Source organism: Henriciella mobilis, from assembly GCF_003576285.1.
GTDB lineage: Bacteria > Pseudomonadota > Alphaproteobacteria > Caulobacterales > Hyphomonadaceae > Henriciella > Henriciella mobilis.
Genome location: NZ_QWFX01000013.1, coordinates 392,382 through 411,459, shown reverse-complemented (window position 1 = coordinate 411,459; position 19,078 = coordinate 392,382). Strand labels below are relative to the sequence as shown.

Here is a 19,078-nt window from a genome sequence, read left to right as displayed (position 1 = left end):
CCAGTGTTGTTTTGTGAAGAGCCCAAGCGCCAGCTCGTCCGCGCGCCTTGGGGCGCAATACGTGACAGTCTCTGCTGGTGATCAGGCAACATGAAGTTGTTCATCCGTGGCCGACCGGCGCCCGCTGCGGGACAGTCGTCCCGGCTATGCACCTGTCTGGGATTATCTTTTCCCCGCACGCTGCGAGGTGGTCTGAACATGCCCAAAGCCGAAGGGAATGAAAAGCGTAAAATGACACAAACGCGAAAAACGCAGTGGCAACGCTGACAGTAAATGTTGGATTAATCTTCACTGTGGCATCAGGCACAGGGTTATGCACAGTGTTACGCGGGAGAAATGGTGACCGCGCTGATTCGAATTTTGCTACTTTGGACGATTTTTTGTCTGAGCGCTTCTGCCGCGACTGCCGCAGTAGTCAGCGAGATCATTGTGTCCGGAGACAATGAGTATACGCGGATATTGTTTGCGGCTGACGAGCCAATCGAACAGGAAACCTTTCTGATCAGCGACGCGAATGGCCGGCGGGTCGATGTCAGGCTGCCAGGCGCCACCGTATCGCTTGGTGCTCATACGCCGCCCCCCAATGGGGCCATCGATGCTTATGAAATCCGTCAGGGAGAAGTCGTTTTTAATCTGACGACACCCATGATGGTATCACGCACGCTTAATATGGCCCCGACGCGTGCAGATCCGAGGCACCGACTTCTCATCGACCTGGTACGCGTTGCGCCGATCAGATTTGACAGGGCATCCATGGAGGATGCTGTGCTGCGGCAGCAATACCTCGCTGCTTACACTCCAGACTCGTATAGAAAAGCCCAGCCACTTGGTTCGAAGCCGGACCAGTATACGGTGGTCATCGATCCCGGACATGGTGGCAAGGATCCGGGAGCGTTGGCGGCGACGAATCAAAAGGAAAAAACAATCGTCCTGCAGACATCGCTCGCGATAAAACAGGTCCTTGAACGGTCTGGCCGCTATCGTGTTCACCTTACGCGTTCGGACGATACCTACGTTGATCATGAAGACCGTGTGTCCATGGCTCGAAGCTGGGGGGCGGACCTCTTTATTTCCGTACACGCGGATGCTGCGGGCAACCCAGATGTCGCAGGCGCGACTGTATACACCTTATCAGCTCGTGGCGAACGCCGGATCGATGGCACGGCGAAAACCAATGGCTGGCATCTGCCAATCGAAGACGGAACTTCGCAGGAAGTATCCGGTATCTTGGAAGACCTGATCCTTCGGGAAACCAAATCCAATTCAACCGTGTTCGCCGAGCTGCTCACGCCGGAACTTGAAAAGGCGGGTCCGATTGTGCGCAATAGCCATCGGCGAGCTAATTTTTTCGTCTTGCTGGCACCGGATGTGCCCGCGGTTCTGCTGGAAATCGGATTTCTTACCAATCGTTCGGATGTTGCACGATTGAGTTCAGAAAGCGGGCGCAGAAAGACTGCGGAAGCAGTCGGGCGGGCCATCGATGCCTATTTTGACAGGCGCGATGTGCTCTACGCAGCGAACTAACTGCTTTTTGCCTTTCGGCTGATTGGCGAACGCCTTACTCTAGCCAGACTGTGTTGTCAGACAGCATTATCCGCAATTACAATTCCAGGCTGTACAAAGATGACTGAACAAGCGACCAGAAAGCGATTTCTGACGTGGAAGCTCTTCCGGCGTGTTTTTTTGGGCCTCGTAATTCTGGGGGTCATCGCATTCATCGCTTTGGCAGTTTACGTAGCGGTGCTGGCTCGCGACCTTCCTTCCCACAAGCGGCTTGCGAGTTATGAGCCGCCGATCACCTCACGCGTTCACGCGGGCGACGGGACGCTGATCGCTGAGTTCGCTGAGGAACACCGAGTGTTCGTGCCGATTGAATCGGTGCCTGAACACGTGATCCAGGCGTTCGTCGCCGCAGAGGACAAGAAGTTCTTCACGCACCACGGTCTGGATTATGTCGGCATTCTTCGGGGCGCTATCAATTCAGCCAAGATCAAACTCACTGGTGGCGGCAATCTGCAGGGTGGTTCAACGATTACCCAGCAGGTCGCCAAGAACATGCTTCTGACCCGGGACCAGACAATTGACCGGAAAATCAAGGAAGCGATTATCGCCCGACGCATGGAGGATGCGTTTACAAAGGACGAGATCCTTGAGCTCTACCTAAACGAAATCTATTTGGGAGTGCGCGCATATGGCGTCGGGTCTGCGGCTCTGATTTATTTCGATAAGTCGCTTCCCGAGTTGAACCTGTCAGAGGCGGCAATTTTGGCATCGCTTGCCAAGGCCCCGTCGACCGTCAACCCGTATCGCCGGCCGGAACGCCTGCTGGCCCGTCGCAACTATGTCCTCGGCCGCATGGTAGAAGATGGCTACATCACGCAGGACGAAGCAGACAGGGCCATGGAGAAGGGTCTTGAAGTAACCGAACGTCTGCGCGGACCCGAATATGCGGCCGCGACATATTTCGTTCAGGAGTTGCGCAAACAGCTTATCGAGCAGTATGGCGAGGAAGCGCTTCAGCGTGGCGGCTTGTCAATTCGAACAACGATTGACACACGCCTTCAACTGGCGGCGCAGGACGCCTTGCAGGCCGGCCTTGAGAGCTATGACCGTCGCCACAACTATCGAGGGCCATTTGCTACCATCGATGCTGATGGCAATGTGCCCGAACAGCTTGAAAAGCTGACCTTGCCGCCAGGTTACGGGACCTGGGAGGCTGGCATGGTCTCGCGTGTGGGTTCTGAGGGGGCTAGGCTGGTGCTCAAGGATGGACGCGAAACGTCAATTCCCAAGGAAGATGTCGAATGGGCGCGCACTTGGACACGCGATGGTGGCGGGGCTGGCCTGGCGTCTGGCGATGTCGTGCTCGTCGAAGTTGCACGCACGGAAGAGAAGAAGCCCGGCGCAGAAACTCGAGACGGTGAAGCGTCTGAGGACGAGTGGATTTACGTTCCCGCAGAGACCGCAATTCTCAGGCAGGTGCCGGAGGTTGAGGGCGGTATTGTTGCGCTTGATCCGCACACCGGACGCGTACTGGCAATGGTTGGTGGGTACTCTTTCTTTAAAAGCCCGTTCAATCGGGTAACCCAGGCTGTTCGCCAGCCGGGCTCTTCCTTCAAGCCGTTCGTATACGGGGCGGCTCTTGAAAACGGCTACACGCCTTCAACCCGCATCCTCGATGCGCCGTTTGTCTATTATGACGAACATACCGAGGAGATGTGGAAGCCGCAGAACTATTCAGAAGGGCGTTCCTACGGCGAAGTCACGATGCGCACGGCACTGGAGCGCTCGTTCAACCAGGTGACTGCGCGCGTCGCTGTGGATATCGGTATGCCGGCCGTGTCTGAGTTCGCCGAGCGCTTCGGCTTGTACGACAATCTCCCGCCTTATCCGGCCATGGCATTGGGTTCAGGTGAGACGACGCCTTGGCGAATGGCACGTGGCTACGCCGCTTTCGTGAATGGCGGCAAAGAAGTCACGCCGACGCTGCTCGACCGCGTTCAGGACCGCCACGGCAATACGCTCTACAAGCACGACACGCGCCCATGCGAAAGTTGTGACGCACTGGAGTGGGACGGTGGCAAACCACCGGTGCTCCCTGACGAGCGCAAACAACTCGTGGACCCCGTCATTGCCTATCAGATCGTGCACATGCTTGAGGGGGTTGTGGAGCGCGGCACGGCGCGCCGGGCAAAACGTGTTGGAAAGCCACTGGCCGGCAAAACCGGTACTACTAACGATTATGTAGACGCCCTGTTCTACGGCTTCTCTCCAGACCTGGTCGTGGGAATCTGGGTAGGGTTTGATACACCCAAGTCACTCGGGGAAGGTGAGGCCGGTGGATCGATCGGTGCACCGATTTTCACCGACTTCATGGAAGTCGCCTTGCAGGATGAACCTGCACTGCCATTCCGAATTCCGCCCGGCGTTCGACTCGTCCAGGTCGATCACGATACCGGAGGACTTCCAACGGCCGCTTCGGGAGAAGTCATTGTTGAAGCGTTCCGTCCGGGGACGGAGCCAGGCGCCGTTTTCGACGAGGATACGGACTTCTCGATTTCAGGAAGCCGTTCGGGTAATGGCGAACAACGAGACGATATCGCGGATCCCTTCTCGGAGGGTTTTCAGCCGCCTGGATTCGGTGATCAAGGCGGTGACGACGTCGCCGATGAAAACCTCAGCGGCATTTATTGACGCCAGATGAGGTTTTATGCATCGCAGGCTTCAAGCAAACCACAGGAATAGAGCCATCACCATGTCAACGGACATCAAGACCCTTGTTGAAGAAATCAAGCAGTCGGCCGAACTGCTGAGGAGGCGTCTTTGACTGGGACGTTGCCGAAAAACGTCTCGACGAACTGAACGCTCTCTCCGAGCAGCCAGAGTTCTGGAACGATCCTGAGGAAGCCCGCAAGTTGATGGCCGAGCGCCAGCGACTGGAAGATGGCATCCGCATGGTGAGAGAGCTCGAAAAGGAAGCGGCGGACGGTCTGGAGTTGTATGAGCTAGCCGATGGCGACGAAGACATGATTGCCGATGTGCGGGCATCTCTACAATCGGCCCGGGAAAAAGCAGCCAAAGCCGAACTGCAGGCACTTTTGTCAGGCGAAGCCGACGCCAATGACTGCTATTTGCAGATCAATGCAGGCGCTGGCGGGACGGAAAGCCAGGACTGGGCGTCGATGCTAAGGCGGATGTACGTTCGTTGGGCAGAGTCGAATGGCTATAAGGTCGAAGAAGAAGACGCGCATGACGGCGACGAGGCGGGCATCAAATCTGCGACGCTGTTGATCTCGGGGCACAATGCCTATGGCTGGCTGAAATCCGAGAACGGCGTCCATCGGCTTGTCCGGATTTCGCCATTTGATTCCTCGGCGCGCCGGCACACGTCGTTTGCATCAGTTAGCGTCTCGCCTGTAATCGACGAATCGATCGAGGTTGAGATCGATCCTTCTGATGTGCGAACGGATACTTATAGATCCTCCGGGGCAGGGGGGCAGCATGTGAACAAGACGGATTCAGCGGTCCGCTTGACCCATGACCCGACCGGCATTGTCGTCGCTTGCCAAGCGGGCAGATCCCAACATCAGAACAGGGCGAAGGCATGGGAAATGCTGCGCTCGAAATTGTATGAGCTGGAACTCCAGAAACGGCGGGAGGCGGCTCAGGATAGCCACGATTCCAAATCCGATATCGGTTGGGGGCACCAAATCAGATCTTATGTCTTGCAGCCCTATCAGCTCGTGAAAGACTTGCGGACGAATTACGAAACGTCAGACACGTCCGGTGTATTGAACGGCGATCTCGATGCGTTCCTGAGCGCTGCTCTTGCGCACTCTGTTGTTGGAAACGAAGAGTCGGCAGCGTAAAATCATTTATGCGTTCATACGCATTAAAAAGGGCTGCACCTTTAGACGGGTGCAGCCCTTTAAAAATAACTAGACTGGACGTTCGTCGAAGTTCTTACGAAAGAGCTGAAGGACCGGTCGAAAACGTCGAGGATGCGCTGGTCGAGGACTGCTGGGAAGAAGCACTACCCGAAGCGGTGCTCGTTGAATCGGAAGCCTTGGATGCCGGGCGGTCGCTGTTGGCGGGTTTCGGCGCAGAGTCTTTCAAAGGGTCTTGATCGTGTTTGACCTGGCCTTCGAACATCGCGTTCGGCTGGATGCTGAGCGACGAATGGAGAATGTCGCCGTGCACCTTGGCGCCGGTTTCCAGCTCGACTTTGCGGGCACGAATCGAGCCGCGTACTTCGCCTTTGACCTTGACGGCTTCAGCTTTCACTTCACCAATCACGGTACCGCCGGCACCAATCGTAATGTCAGCGGCGGAAACGTCGCCATCGACGAGTCCATCAATCTGAAGTGCACCTTCCGATGTGATGGAGCCATGAATTTCCATGTCGCCACAGATGATCGATGCTGCCGAACGGGCAGTTGGTTTGCTGGCCGCGCTTTTTACAGCGTCTTGTGCCGGATTTATGCTGGACATCTGTGTGTCACTGTCTTTCGTCTTCGTGAACATGTTTACCCGCCTTCAAAAATTCTACTGGGTCGTAGGGTTTACCGTTGAACCACACTTCATAATGGAGGTGTGGTCCGGTACTGCGACCTGTCGATCCCATGGCGCCTACGACATCACCAATGGCAACAGTATCACCTTTTTTAACATTAATCCGCTTCATATGACCGTAGCGGGATTTGAATCCGTGACCGTGATCAATCTCCACAGTCCTGCCATATCCGGATTTCGTGCCAGCAAAGCTGACCGTTCCTGGGCCGGTCGCTGTAATCGGGGCGTTCCAGTAGGCGCCGATATCAACGCCATTGTGCCAGCCTGGACGTTTGTTGAACGGATCAACGCGCAAACCGTAATTTGAAGTCACGCGCCATGGCACGCCGACGGGGCCGGCAAGCGGGAGGTTGTCGACAACTTCCTGATAGTAGCGCGCTTCTTCCATGCGAGCGGCCACCTGGGCGACGCGCTCAGCGAATGCTGCTTCTTCCGGCGTGTCGAACTCTCCACTAGCCAGACTTGCAAACTCAATCAGCGGACCGCCCATTTCGCGATTATTTTCAATGCGATTTGCCCCCACCGCCGTCAGGCGAAGAACACCTCGCGCTGCTTCGGCGCGCTCGACTGCGATCTCCTCGACTTCGTCAAGGAAAGCCTGTTGCTCTTCCCGAATAGCGCCGATCTGTCCGCGTAGGCCGACATTCGTTGTATCACCGTTTGGGAGAGAAGAGGGGCGGGACTGGCGCCGATCAGCCTCATCAATTGAGGCATTGACGAGCAGGGGCGCATCATTGCCGCGTAGCGCTGCTGCTTCCAGCTCTCCACCATTCTTAAGTGTGTTCAGCAGGACTTCCAATGTCTGATGCCGGCGTTCGAAATCTACTGTGGCCTGCTGGAAGGCCTCGGTGCGTTCGACAAGCTGCGAACGCGAAAGGGCGTCACGTGCGCGCAACTCCTGTACCCATCGTTCATACTTGTCGATTTCATACTGACCGCCCGCCATGGCGGTCTGCTTCGGCAGGAAAATCATATTTGCCGTTGCGAACAACGACCAGCCAACAGCAGCAGCTACAGCGATAGCTATTACTGCTTGTTGTGAGGGAGAGATCGTGAAATAGCGAACGGTACCGCCGCTGCGGTGGTAAATCTGGCGCTCTGGAAACAGGCGACTGAAAAGTTCACGAACCTTCATCGTCTTTTTCTTCATTTCGACTGCGCCTACCCTCGTTACTCTAACGCGTCGCACTCCCAGCGACTAGCTCCCCAGCATGCCTTATGTAGTAACCCAATTCGGTCCGGCGCGGAAAGGGTGCGATCCCACAATTCCCCTTATTTTTTACACAGGTGCGTAAATTCTCGCTTAATAGGCGAGCTCGTTATTCAAACATGCCTAAATATTACGCGTTCAGCCGCTCAAGAACCGCTTCGGCGTGGCCTTTGACGCGCACCTTGCGCCAAACGTCCGTGACGATGCCCTCAGGATCGACAAGGAAAGTGGAACGCTCGATTCCCATGAAGGTCTTGCCGTACATTTTCTTTTCAACCCACACACCAAAGGCCTCGCAAACCGAGCCGTCCTCGTCGCTTGCGAGCGGAATCCGGAGGTCCTGCTTCTCGATGAATTTTCTATGGGACGCGATGCTGTCACGCGAAATGCCAACGACGTCATATCCTTTTTCCTGAAAGTCTCCGAGCAGGGCACTGAATGCCTTGGATTCGGTCGTGCAGCCCGGCGTATTGTCCTTCGGATAGAAAAACAGCACGATGCCTCTTCCGTTAGACGCCGGAATCCGCATTGAGGTTTCGTCTGACATCAAAAGTGTGAGGGAAGGGCAAGCATCTCCGGGCTTGATAGGTGCACTCATGCTGTTCAATCGTCCTAATTCTGCTTCATTACGTCTGTAGTTTTTACGGTCAGACAGTCATAGAGGGCAACAGGCATTGGTCAGACAGACGGCCACAGTTATAACGTTTGAACTGCTTGGTGGCATTCTGCTGCTTGCAGTGTCGGCTATTGTCATCCTGGCTTTCATGCTCGCGCAAGGGCCGGTCGAGCTCAACATCTTCAAGGGTGATGTCGAGCGGGCTCTGGAAGAAGCGCGCGATGGCAGGGATGTCGAGATTGAGAACCTGACACTGCAATGGTCACCAACGGACCGCAGGGTGATCGTATCAGCGAACAATCTGTCGCTTGCGGACGACGACGGCAACATAGCCGCTAAAGCATCACAAGCGCTTATTACGCTAGATGCGGGGTCATTGTTTTTTGGCCGCACTGAAGTGTTGAGAGTAGAACTGCGCGATGGCTGGGTGGATGTCAGGAACGTCACACCAACTCTGTGGACATTTGCGGGAGAACCGCTTCCAGAATTCGAAGCCAGGCAGCTACCACAAACTGCGGATGGTTGGCTTGAACTCCTCAACAGAGTTCTGGGAGACGTCCTGGTCGGTGTCGAACTGACGCGCAGGGAGGGCACACTGGAGGCAGCGTCTTTTGAGACGATGGATCTCCGCTTCCACGCAGCTGATAACTCGCTGATCGGTGAAATGAGTGATGCGACTGGCGCGCTCGAACGCAATCAAGACGGCTTACGCGTTGCTCTAGCCGGCAGCGGTACGGGGCTCGGTTTGCCTGGGGATCTCGATGCGACACTCAATGTACCAGTAGACTACAGCTCTCTTTCATTGGAGGTCGAGGTTTTCGACTGGAGCGTCGGCGATCTGGCCGTCCGATTGGGCATATTGGGTGACCGCATAAGCGGTTTTCCTGCGGATATCGGTTTGGTGGTCAATTACCAGGCCAGCGATGGCATATCAGAAGTGCAGCTCAACGCCAGCGCAGAAGCTGGGGAGATCGTGGTGACGGGGCGACCTCAGTCGGTCGACGCATTGTCTTTTGAAACAGTGTATAGGCCTGACAGCGATGAACTCACGATTTCGGAATTGGACATCCAATCGAAACGGCTAACTGGGACCTGGTCTGGAACTATTGGGCAGCCCACATCCGAGAGCTCGATTTCGAGTTTCAATCTTCAATCGGACGAGACGAAAGTCGACCTCGTCCCCTACTTTCCCGATGCGTGGGATTTGAGCGACATTACCGTTGAAGGCGACATAAACTTCGTTGATCACACCGCGACATTCGAGCGTTTTTCCTTCACGTCACAGGACGCGACGGTTGAAGGTGTAGCTGATTTCCAGTCGCGGGCTTCTTCAGATGAAGGCCAACTTCCGTTCGCCATACAACTGAATGCCGAAATGACTGGCATGCTGGACAAATCGGAAGCTCTCCGCTTCTGGCCCGAAACACTCAGTCCGAGTGCGCGCAAGTTTACACGCGACAAGATCGAGTCGGTCAGGGCGACGGCTGCCAGCGTCGATCTTGACCTTAAGCCTGACAGCATCACGGACGGCCGACTGCGGGATGAAGACATTGAAGTCCGCTTCTTCGTCGAAGACGCAACGGTCCGATTTCTTGATGCGTTTCCGCCCGTAACCAAGGGCATCGGATCGGCGCGCCTGACCGGAAATGGCTTTTCCGTGCAGCTCAATAGCGGCGAGTATGGCGGATGGCCGTTGAGCGAAGGAAGTGTCACGATTCCTCGCTTTGATAGCAGGGAAGATCGGCTACGCGTGTATGCAAAAGGTGCTGGCCCAGTCGTCGATGCGATGCGCAACCTGGTGAATTCGGGAATTATGGGCGAGGATGGAAACGACTTCGATCCTGAACGGTTTTCAGGCGACGCGTCCATGACGTTCGAGCTCTTCATGCCCTTGCGAAACCGCGTTAAAAGCGAAGATATCAATATCAAACTAACTGGCACAGTCACCGATGGCGGCTTGACCGATGCGCTGCCGGGGCTCGATTTGGTGGGCGGGCAGGTCGACGTGCTGCTTTCAGAGAATAGGCTCGTCCTGACCGGATTTGGAGACCTCGGGCCTGCGCCGGTGCAGTTTACCTGGCGCGACGACCTCGACGACGATGGCGCGCCGGCCAATCTTTCCGCGAGTTCGTTCATTTCACCAGACTTTCTGAACAGGTTTGGTATCGTTGGGCGGGCCTATATCAGCGGTGACATTCCGGTCGAATTACAGGCTTTGGTCACCGCATCAGGCGTTCGAAAACTGGATATCAGTTTTGATTTGCAGTCGGCCAGAGTAGATGTCTCCGAGCTTGGATGGATCAAGTCGTCGGGCGAGCCCGCACGCGCGACGCTTTCTTATGGCGAAGGGGCGCAAATAACCGATTCGACGCTGCAGTTTCGAAGCGCCGATGCGCGCTTTGACGGTGATCTGCGTCTATCGTCCGGCGGCCAACTACAGAACCTCAATGTCCGGGAGGCTTATTTGAAAGACTTCATCGACGTAAGCGGTGAGATCACACGTGAGGCCGACGATTCCTTCTCAAGTAAGCTCAGCGGCGCCTTCCTGGACGCCAGCGCCTTCTTCGGCGATTTCGGTGCAGTTGGAGGCTCGGGCTTCAGCATTCCCGTAAAGCTTGATGCCTCGATTGAGACACTCCGTTTGCGCAACATGCTGGAACTGAACGATGCAACTCTCGCATTCGAGAGCACGCGAGCAGGTGTGAAGGAAGTCGTCGCGCGCGGGAACATTGGATCAAGCACAGACTCTTCCGTGGTCGCTGCCTATGTCGGTCCGACGGCAAGCAGCGCGGCGCGCTTGCGGCTGCAGAGTGATGATGCTGGGTTCCTCATGAGCGCACTGCTTGGCGATCAATTCATGTCTGGCGGGTCAATGACGCTGAATGGTCAGATGGCGAGAGGAGAGGTTCCCGCAACCCTGCGGCTAGAACTGGAAAATGTCAGGATGCAGAATGCGCCGCTGCTGACCCAAATTCTTTCGCTTGCATCACTGCGAGGTCTTTCTGATACGCTTTCGGGCGAAGGGATCCTGTTCACAGACGTCACAGTCCCGGTGACGCTGGCTGGAGATCGCCTGATCTTTGATGGCGCTACCGCGAATGGCCCAGCGCTTGGGCTAACGCTAAATGGATGGATCGGGCAGACAAATGACGAAATCCGCGTCAGCGGCGTTCTGGTGCCCAGCTTTGGCATGAACTCGATGCTGAATGCCGTCCCCATTATTGGCGATCTATTTGTTGGTCGGGACGGGGAAGGTATCTTCTCGCTGACCTATTCGATCAGAGGAACGCTCGACAGGGCACAGGTCGTTGTCAATCCGTTGTCGGCCGTCACGCCTGGCATTCTTCGCCGCATATTCGAAAACCCGGCCGACACGACCATTCCGGACAGCCTCCCGATTGATCCAAACAGGACACCGCCCGCGCCGCCCATGCCAGATGCCGAATTCATTCCTTCAGCACCAGGCTCAACGCCAAACAACTGAATGTCCGCAGCTTGGCTATTCCTTCGCTTTAACAGCTTTCCAGAGTCGATCCTGCTCTTCAGGCGTCAATGAATCGAAAGCTTGGCCCCGGCTTGCGGCCAAAGATTCCATGGCGCGAAAACGCCGTTCGAATTTTGCATTTGCCTTGCGAAGTGCGATTTCTGGATCGAGCCGAAATCGCCGGGCGAGATTAGCCGCAACAAAGAGCAGGTCGCCAATTTCATCTTCGATTTCAGCGACAACTCCACCCTCAATGGCTTGGGCGACTTCATCCGACTCCTCGGCGAGCTTGTCGAGGATCTGCTTTGGCTCTTTCCAGTCGAAACCCGTTCGCGCGGCACGCTTCTGCAGCTTCTCGGCACGCATCAAGGCCGGAAGCGCGCGGGCGACCCCATCCAAAGCGGACGCGGTCTGTCCGGTAGCGGCCTTGTCAGCGCGTTCCTGCGCCTTGATCGCTTCCCACGCTTCCGTCTGACCATCGGCATCCCGGCCATCGGGTGCCCTGAAAACGTGGGGGTGCCGGCGGACCATCTTGTTGTTGATGGCTTGCGCCACGTCATCAACTGTAAACAGGCCCGCCTCAGCAGCCATCTGGCTATGAAAGACGACCTGCAACAGCAAATCGCCAAGTTCATCGCGCAGATCGGAAAAATCGCCGCGATCTATCGCATCAGCAACCTCATATGCTTCCTCGATCGTGTAGGGGGCTATCGATGCGAAATCCTGCTCGATATCCCAAGGACAACCGCTATCAGGATCCCGCAGGGCAGCCATGATCTCCTTAAGGCGATCGAACTCGGAGGAGGGGGAGGGCACCATTCAGCGTTCCTTTCAGCAGCCAACGCGGGGCCTAAACTGCAATCTAATTATCCACGCGGCAATCACTGCGAGCACAGCATGCTTGCGAAGTCCAGATATCCGCCAGTGCGGTGCCGTCGCCAGCTTATCCGGACTTCATAAGAAGATTGCATAATCAATATTATGGGAAATGGGATGTTCGAGCCTAAACCGTGAAATCGAGGCAGAGGCCGTCATAGGCAGGCCTGACGTGGGACGGCAATTCGTTGCACAGCGTATGATAGTCCATATCGACGTGGAGGTTCGTCAACCACGCAGTGCCGGGCTCAATGTCTTCTATCCAGGCCAGCGCCCGGTCAAGATGGGCGTGCGAAGGATGCGGTTTATACCGCAATGCGTCGAGAATTAGGATTTCTACGCCTTTCAAGGCATCGAAACTCTCGCTGGGAAAGTCATGCAAGTCATTGCAGTAAGCGAGGTTGCCAATGCGAAAACCCAGACTCTTGATGCGACCGTGATATTGGTCAAATGGCAGGATCGACACCGGTCCGCCCGGCCCTTTGACGGAGAACGGCTGCCCTGGCATCAGCAGCGGTTGCCGGTCAAGGATTGGTGGATAGCCCCCCTTCCCCTGAAAGCAGTACTCAAATCGGTTCAATAGCGCGTCAGCCGTAGGCGCATCCATGAAGGTTGGAATCGTTTTCTGCATCCGCAGGACGAGCGCCCGTACATCGTCTATCCCATGGGCCTGATCGGCATGCGCATGCGTGTACACCAGTGCATCGAGGTGCTGCACTTCCTGCCGGAGCAGCTGCTCGCGCAGGTCCGGTGCGGTATCGATGAGGATCCGAGTGGATCGTTCCGGCATGTCTGCAGGCCCAACATCAAGCAATGCGCTGCAACGTAAACGACGGTTTCTCGGCTCTTTCGGGTCGCATGCCCCCCAATCGTTACCGATCCGCGGAACGCCCCCGGAAGACCCTGTCCCCAACAAAGTAAATCTGGCCTGCACACTCATGAAGAGATTTTCTTAAATAGTGTCAGTGCGTTTTCTTCGCACACTGATGCAACGTGCAAAGCGTCTTCCTCCCCATGTATTGCCGCCAATGCTTCTGCGACGTGTATCAGAAAGGCCGGTTCGTTCCGTCTGCCCCTGAATGGCACTGGAGCCAGGTATGGGCAATCCGTTTCCAGAATGACGCGATCGAGTGGAATTGTGGCGATAACCGCGCGCACATCTTTGGCGTTCTTGAAGGACAGAATCCCGGAAACGGAGAAGTACGCGCCAAGATCCAGCGCCCGATCTGCCAGCGCCTGTCCGCCTGTATAGCAATGTAACAGAATTGGAAATGGACCTCGGCGGAACTCGTCTTCCAGAATGTCGGCTGTCAGATCGTCGGCTTCACGCGTGTGGACAATGAGTGGCAGGCCAGTCTTACGCGACGCCTCAATATGCCGCCGAAAATTATCGACCTGCGCGGCTTCTGCAGAGTAGCCGTAATGGAAATCCAGGCCCGTTTCACCAATTGCGACTGTCTTCGCGTCTTCCGCGGCTTCTACGAGCGCTTCAACCGAGAGTCCCGTAAAGTCCTTCGCGTAATGAGGGTGAACGCCGACACTGTTCCAGATGTCTGCATTTCCAACCGCAATCTCAGCGACCCGGTGATAGTTGTCGAAGCGGTCACAAATTGCGAGAAATCGGGTGACGCCAGCGTCGCGGGCGCGGGCAAGCACAGCCTCCAGATCGTCGGCAAATGCCTCTGCGTGCAGATTTACATGCGTATCAAACATGAACCAAGCGTCTAGCGGTTAGCGAAGGCGGATTGAAGCTGTGTTACCAGTTTAGCCGCAGCCTGGTCTGCCGGGATATGTAGCGATTTTTGCGCAGACACGATCTTCTGCCCCTCAAACCAGACTTCAGACCAAACTGGCTCTTCGACGGCCTTTTCGCTCACCCAATTCAGTATCGTGTCCGCAAATGCGCTGAATGTCTGGTCGTCTTCCCCGGCACAAAGGATCGCATGGGATAGTTGAGCCTCATTGGCCGATGGCAGGCTTTTTACAAGTGATTGGGCGGCACTGGAGGCAACCATCACCTTGCCTCCCGCCAGCTCCTCTGCCCGACCGGGTCTACCGCGCACCAAGCTTGCCAGTTCGACTGGGTTTTCCATTTCTGTAGTTTCGAGCACGGATTGTGTGTCTTCCAGAGCCAAAGGACGAAGGCGAAGTGTTTGGCACCGAGAACGAATGGTCGGAAGGATTGGCGCTGTAGCATGGGAAATCAGGAAAAGCAGACAATTGGCCGGCGGTTCTTCCAGCGTCTTCAGGAGCGCATTCACGCTGCTTGTGTTCAGTTCATCGAGAGCATCGATAATGCCAACCCGCCACCCACCTAACGCGGGCTTCAGACTAAAGAACGCATTTAGTTCGCGGATCTGATCGACGGAAATATCCTGCTTGAGATTTCCCTTGTCGTTCAGCTGGCGCTGAATGAGTTTCAGATCCGGGTGACCGTTGGACAGAATCTTTTGCATGACAGGGTCGCTAGCCGGAGCCCCGGCCGGATCTTCAGAAATTGGTTTGGCGCCAAGCTGAAGCGCGGCAAGCCGCAACGCAAAACGTGATTTTCCGATGCCTGAAAGACCCTGGATGATCCAGGCGTGGTGCAGACGTCCACTGTCTCTCGCGGCGAGAAAAGCGCTCTGCGCATTTGTGTGTCCAAACAATGGAAGGGCTGGCGCAACCGTCATGAGACCGCCAGACGCTCCTCTATTGTAACGAAGGCGGCTTCGACGAGCGCTTTGGGCGACAGCATCGCGTCGAGGACCACACATCGCTCAGGATTCGTTTTAGCGATTTTAAGGAATGCGTTCCTCACCGCATCATGGAATTCTCGGGGCCGGTTCTCAAACACGTCGCTGGTGGCCCGATTGATGCGGCGCTGCAGCAAGTCCTCCGGAGAGGCATCGAGGATCAGCGTCAAGTCGGGGCGCGCCTCACGCGTGACTTCAGCCTGCATGGCCTTCAACACATTCGGGCTGACACCGCCTACACCCTGGTAGACCAGGGTTGAATCGGAATACCGGTCGCAAAGCACCCATTCCCCTCGCTGAAGGGCGGGAAGGATTTTCTTTTGTACATGGTCGCTGCGGGCGGCATTCATGAGCAATGCCTCCGCCAGAGGGCTCCATACGTCACCCTCGGGCGGGTCAAGAACGAGCTTGCGAACGCTTTCCGCCAGTGGCGTTCCACCCGGTTCGCGTGTCAGCAGAACGGTCCTGCCTTCATCAGACAGTTTCTTCGCGAGTCCCTGAAGTAGCGTAGATTTTCCGCAGCCTTCGCCACCCTCCACAGTCACCAAGAAGCCTCGCGTTACGCTCATGAAGCTGTCTCGTTACCGATCTTGAGGCTCAAACCTTCAATTGCGCGCCCGATAAAGCCCAGCTTTTCGACATTTTCAGTTGCGATAAGCGGCGCTTCAACCGGATCTTTTTTGCCAGCAACGGTTATCTCCAGAGTTGCTATGCGATCACCCGCCTGAACAGGCGCCTTGATCGGTCCGTCAAAAACAATAGCCACCTCGGCCTGTGAAAATGCACTCTTGTGAGCGGTTACACTTAGCGGTTCTGCCAGTTTGACGCCAACTTCTCGCGCTTCACCATTCCATACCGGCAAAACAGCCAACGCTTTTTCGCCTGGTTCAATTGTTCGCGTGTCGAAAGCGGTGAAAGCCAGACGCATGAGACGTGCTGCTTCGTCTGCGCGGGCCTGAGAGGAAGGAAGGCCGTTAATGACCAATATCCGGCGCTGACCATCACGCTCCGCTGATGCGGTCAGCCCGTACCCGGAAATCTCAAGGTGCCCCGTCTTCAGGCCATCGGCGCCGTCGAGCGACCCGAGCAGCGGGTTACGGTTCTGTTGTGTGATTCCATTCCACGTCATCTCGCGCTCGGAGTAAAACTTGTAATATTGGGGGAACTTGTCGATCTCCATCCGCGCCAGCCTGGCGAGATCGGCAGCCGAAATGACATGTCCTTCAGCGTAGAGGCCGCTGGCATTTTCAAACTGCGCTGAATCGAGTCCCATTTGATGGGCGAGTTCCGTCATGCGCCGAGCGAAAGCCTCTTCAGTGCCCGATAGCCCCTCGGCCAGTACGATGCAGGCATCATTGCCAGACAGAATAATAACGCCTCGGAGCAGCTCCTCGACCGTGGGCGTTTCACCAATGGACAGTCCCATTGTAGAGCCACCGGTCGCCCAGCCGCCTTCACGCCATGCCCGTTCGCTGACGGGCAGCCGTGTTTCGAGGGTCAGTTCCCCATTCTCGATCGCTTCGTATATGACGTGCGCCGTCATGATCTTCGTCATGGACGCGGGGATCATGGCCTCTTCGCCATTCTTGGAGAACAGAATCTCTTCAGTCTCATAATCCATGATGACCGCATTGCTGGCTTGCGTATCTATCAGCTGGGCGTGCGCGGAAAAGCACGCCGACAAAGCGGCCGCCAGAATGATGAGGTGTTTGGGCTTGAGCAGCAAAGCAGCACTCCTCCTGATCACGGTTTGCCTGTTGGCAAAACCTGACTCAAGAAAAGGGCTGCTTTGAGACGAAGGTCAATGTTGATGACAGATATCAGCGCAGAGCGACAAAGCTGTCATTGATCCCGCGTGTGCGAAGCTGGACCCGGGCCCGCTCAGCTGCGTCGCGCGTTGGAAACGGACCGACCATGACACGAAAATAGTCCGCGCCATGCATCTGAACATCCTCGACTTTGACCGGAAACATGCCGCCAACCTGTGCGTGTCTGCCTTGTGCATTTCCAATATCCGCAAAGGCACCGATCTGGACGTATATTTCCGGGCTGAACGTTGTTTGGCGGACGTTCATGGTGCGTGGCGATGCACTGACGGTCCTGACAGCAGGTGCTGGCGCTGAATAAGGCTGGAGTGGCGGAAGCGACTCTTCATTGATGTCGGCCGGAACGATGTCCGTACGCGTTTGCGACGGAGAAGCGAGCCGAGCCGGCGTTGCAATAGAATTGCCAGGGTCCGGAACGCCCAGCGATGGCTCATAGGCGCCGAGCAGCATATCCTCGTAAAGGTCAGGCCGGCTCATTCGGCTGGATGCTTCGTTTGCCATTTCTGTATTCCGCACGTCCGGCAAGCTCGTCTCTGCATTGGCAAACTGCGTAGAACCAAGTGCTGGAGCCGGTCCCAGGTAGCGCACGATCAACGGGGCGTCTTGTTGTTCAGCGAAGCCGAGAGCATCAGCGGCTCTCTTCGAGAGATCAATAATGCGTCCGTCTTCAAATGGACCACGGTCATTGACGCGAACGACAATTTCCTTGCCATTACGCTCATTTACGACTTGGACGAGGCTGGGAAGCGGCAGTGTCCTGTGGGCCGCAGTCATTGCATACATGTCGAATATTTCGCCATTTGCGGTCGGCTGGCCGTGAAAATCCTCACCATACCATGACGCCAGACCATGCTCTTCATGAGGCACGCCGGATGCTTTCGGCGTCACGGTCTGAGAGACAGCGGGTTGCGACGAAGAGACGGCGCCTTCACCAAGCGTGAGCGTGCTGACAGACGGAGATTTCGAGGCCTCAAGAGGTGAAGCGGACGCTTCAGCGGGCCAGAGTCTGGTCGGTATTTGTGGCTGGGAAGCCAAAGGACTTGAGTCAACGCTAGCATACTGGCGTTGCTGGGCGACCGATTGTGAACCTGAGCCAGGATAAGAAAACCGCACTTTTTCGCGGCTCTCCGGCAATTGCACGGCGCGCGTCTGGGTAACCGGACCGCGCCACTCATCGTATGTGGCGCCTGAGTTGGGTTTCGGTACACTACTTGTCTGGCGAGTTTGATCGGCCTGTATCCGAGCGCCGCCCTGCCCCACGCTGACATACTCGATGGGCGCAGGATGCTTGCGGTCGGCGGTCGCGGCCGGGGCCATTGTCACGGCGAGCGCTGCGATGGCTATTGGTGAGAATCCAGACTTGAAACGGCGTGCCATTTGAACCTCATTCTGTGGTCTCTTGCATGCGCGACTTTTCTGTCGGCAGCCCAGGAACGAATTCCTGATAAAGGCCGTTTACCATGTCACAATGGACATAGCATGAATGGCTGCATCGAGATTCAAGCGCGACCAAAACACAATATTAACTATCTGGCGAAATGAGGCGGAAATGTGGTTCAGCCGCCCTATTGCTTTTCGCGCTACCATGTCGGAAACAGGCGCCCGGCCACGGAGGAGTGGCAGAGTGGTTGAATGCGGCGGTCTTGAAAACCGTTGAGCGTGCAAACGTTCCGGGGGTTCGAATCCCTCCTCCTCCGCCAGCCTTTTTTCTCGGCGCGACGCCGGTGTGGAGCTCTTCGGCGTCGAAATCCGCTTCATTCGCAGGATGCTGGCTGTTGCGAAGTTCGAAAAGCGCCTTCAATCTCCCTGGAGGGAGGTGGAAGACGATGTTGCGAGTAATTCTGGGCACAAGCCTTTTCTTGTTGATTTTGACTGCGTGTAGCGAACCGCGGGCCGCGCAAGACCTTCCGGAGGCGGCCCCGCCCGATCATGTTGAGCTGTTGGGGCGCGGCGAAGCGATCGCTGAAAATCTATGCGCCAAATGTCATGCGATCGGCATTACCGGAGAAAGCCCGCATCCTGATGCGGTACCATTGCGGCAACTGTCCTGGAAGTATCCAGTTGATGAGCTTAAGCAGCCTTTTTTGCAGGGCATCGTCGTGGGCCACCCGGACATGCCGGAATGGCAATTTACACAGCAAGATGTCGATGCACTCCTTGCCTATATCGAGAGCATCCAGGAACCGCAGACTATCTGACAACGGGCGCGTGTCCGTACATACACTGATTGCGACCGGAACGGGCTTGGCCTTCGGTCGG

At 56.2% G+C, this 19,078-nt stretch carries 15 protein-coding genes and 1 tRNA gene; 6 read left to right on the top strand and 10 right to left on the bottom strand.

The window, feature by feature from the left end:
• The first annotated feature begins 339 nt into the window (after nt 1-339).
• The 3 genes from D1223_RS12475 (at nt 340) to prfB (ending at nt 5,369) form a co-directional block, all read left to right on the top strand.
• Entirely contained in the window at nt 340-1,524 is a 1,185-nt protein-coding gene (locus D1223_RS12475) for an N-acetylmuramoyl-L-alanine amidase family protein (RefSeq protein WP_158588468.1), read from the top strand.
• 198 nt (nt 1,525-1,722) lie between these two features.
• Nucleotides 1,723-4,194 carry a penicillin-binding protein 1A gene (locus D1223_RS12470; protein WP_233353151.1) on the top strand — a complete coding sequence of 824 codons (2,472 nt, stop codon included), beginning with the start codon at nt 1,723-1,725 and terminating at the stop codon, nt 4,192-4,194.
• 61 nt (nt 4,195-4,255) lie between these two features.
• A protein-coding gene (prfB, locus tag D1223_RS12465; RefSeq protein WP_119376749.1) for a peptide chain release factor 2 occupies nt 4,256-5,369 on the top strand; the annotation gives its coding sequence in 2 pieces (ribosomal slippage) (nt 4,256-4,324 and nt 4,326-5,369; 1,113 coding nt in all).
• Nucleotides 5,370-5,463: 94 nt separating this feature from the next.
• Here the strand turns inward: prfB and D1223_RS12460 are convergent.
• From D1223_RS12460 to D1223_RS12450, 3 genes are all read right to left on the bottom strand, one after another.
• Nucleotides 5,464-6,024, bottom strand: a complete 561-nt coding sequence (locus tag D1223_RS12460) for a bactofilin family protein (protein WP_119376748.1) — start codon at nt 6,022-6,024, stop codon at nt 5,464-5,466.
• Nucleotides 5,999-7,222, bottom strand: a complete 1,224-nt coding sequence (locus D1223_RS12455; RefSeq protein ID WP_119376747.1) for a M23 family metallopeptidase — start codon at nt 7,220-7,222, stop codon at nt 5,999-6,001. Before D1223_RS12455 ends, D1223_RS12460 begins: the two co-directional genes overlap by 26 nt.
• Before the next feature lie 190 nt (nt 7,223-7,412).
• Nucleotides 7,413-7,880, bottom strand: a complete 468-nt coding sequence (locus tag D1223_RS12450; RefSeq protein ID WP_119376746.1) for a peroxiredoxin — start codon at nt 7,878-7,880, stop codon at nt 7,413-7,415.
• Between the two features lie 76 nt (nt 7,881-7,956).
• On the opposite strand from D1223_RS12450, the gene D1223_RS12445 reads away from it, so the two are divergent.
• The gene (locus D1223_RS12445) at nt 7,957-11,382 is read left to right on the top strand and encodes a YhdP family protein (RefSeq protein ID WP_119376745.1); all 3,426 of its coding nucleotides are present in this window, start codon (nt 7,957-7,959) and stop codon (nt 11,380-11,382) included.
• A 15-nt stretch (nt 11,383-11,397) separates the two neighbouring features.
• On the opposite strand, the gene mazG is transcribed toward D1223_RS12445, so the two are convergent.
• From mazG to D1223_RS19225, 7 genes are all read right to left on the bottom strand, one after another.
• Nucleotides 11,398-12,201 (bottom strand): nucleoside triphosphate pyrophosphohydrolase, encoded by an 804-nt coding sequence (gene mazG / locus D1223_RS12440; RefSeq protein WP_119376744.1) that lies wholly within the window; start codon nt 12,199-12,201, stop codon nt 11,398-11,400.
• 184 nt (nt 12,202-12,385) lie between these two features.
• On the bottom strand, nt 12,386-13,198 hold the full coding sequence (locus D1223_RS12435) for an MBL fold metallo-hydrolase (RefSeq protein ID WP_119376743.1): 813 nt from the start codon (nt 13,196-13,198) through the stop codon (nt 12,386-12,388).
• Complete coding sequence (locus D1223_RS12430; protein ID WP_119376742.1) at nt 13,195-13,971, bottom strand: TatD family hydrolase; 777 nt, start codon at nt 13,969-13,971, stop codon at nt 13,195-13,197. The genes D1223_RS12435 and D1223_RS12430 overlap by 4 nt, the downstream gene beginning before the upstream one ends.
• 11 nt (nt 13,972-13,982) lie before the next feature.
• A complete protein-coding gene (locus D1223_RS12425) occupies nt 13,983-14,930 on the bottom strand; it encodes a DNA polymerase III subunit delta' (RefSeq protein ID WP_158588467.1) in 948 nt (315 codons plus the stop codon).
• Entirely contained in the window at nt 14,927-15,562 is a 636-nt protein-coding gene (tmk, locus tag D1223_RS12420; RefSeq protein ID WP_119376740.1) for a dTMP kinase, read from the bottom strand. The genes D1223_RS12425 and tmk overlap by 4 nt, the downstream gene beginning before the upstream one ends.
• A complete protein-coding gene (locus D1223_RS12415) occupies nt 15,559-16,719 on the bottom strand; it encodes a D-alanyl-D-alanine carboxypeptidase family protein (RefSeq protein ID WP_233353149.1) in 1,161 nt (386 codons plus the stop codon). Before D1223_RS12415 ends, tmk begins: the two co-directional genes overlap by 4 nt.
• Nucleotides 16,720-16,813: 94 nt before the next feature.
• A complete protein-coding gene (locus D1223_RS19225; RefSeq protein WP_119376739.1) occupies nt 16,814-18,196 on the bottom strand; it encodes a septal ring lytic transglycosylase RlpA family protein in 1,383 nt (460 codons plus the stop codon).
• 233 nt (nt 18,197-18,429) lie between these two features.
• On the opposite strand from D1223_RS19225, the gene D1223_RS12405 reads away from it, so the two are divergent.
• Nucleotides 18,430-18,519: transfer RNA gene (locus D1223_RS12405), tRNA-Ser, on the top strand.
• 126 nt (nt 18,520-18,645) lie between these two features.
• A complete protein-coding gene (locus D1223_RS12400; RefSeq protein WP_119376738.1) occupies nt 18,646-19,017 on the top strand; it encodes a c-type cytochrome in 372 nt (123 codons plus the stop codon).
• Nucleotides 19,018-19,078: the final 61 nt, after the last annotated feature.

Bases quoted from the DNA above. Each gene is read 5' to 3' on its own strand.
- D1223_RS12460 (WP_119376748.1), bottom strand. From the start codon at position 6,024: ATGTTCACGAAGACGAAAGACAGTGACACACAGATGTCCAGCATAAAT.
- D1223_RS12455 (WP_119376747.1), bottom strand. From the start codon at position 7,222: ATGAAGAAAAAGACGATGAAGGTTCGTGAACTTTTCAGTCGCCTGTTT.
- D1223_RS12450 (WP_119376746.1), bottom strand. From the start codon at position 7,880: ATGAGTGCACCTATCAAGCCCGGAGATGCTTGCCCTTCCCTCACACTT.
- mazG (WP_119376744.1), bottom strand. From the start codon at position 12,201: ATGGTGCCCTCCCCCTCCTCCGAGTTCGATCGCCTTAAGGAGATCATG.
- D1223_RS12435 (WP_119376743.1), bottom strand. From the start codon at position 13,198: ATGAGTGTGCAGGCCAGATTTACTTTGTTGGGGACAGGGTCTTCCGGG.
- D1223_RS12430 (WP_119376742.1), bottom strand. From the start codon at position 13,971: ATGTTTGATACGCATGTAAATCTGCACGCAGAGGCATTTGCCGACGAT.
- D1223_RS12425 (WP_158588467.1), bottom strand. From the start codon at position 14,930: ATGACGGTTGCGCCAGCCCTTCCATTGTTTGGACACACAAATGCGCAG.
- tmk (WP_119376740.1), bottom strand. From the start codon at position 15,562: ATGAGCGTAACGCGAGGCTTCTTGGTGACTGTGGAGGGTGGCGAAGGC.
- D1223_RS19225 (WP_119376739.1), bottom strand. From the start codon at position 18,196: ATGGCACGCCGTTTCAAGTCTGGATTCTCACCAATAGCCATCGCAGCG.
- D1223_RS12400 (WP_119376738.1), top strand. From the start codon at position 18,646: ATGTTGCGAGTAATTCTGGGCACAAGCCTTTTCTTGTTGATTTTGACT.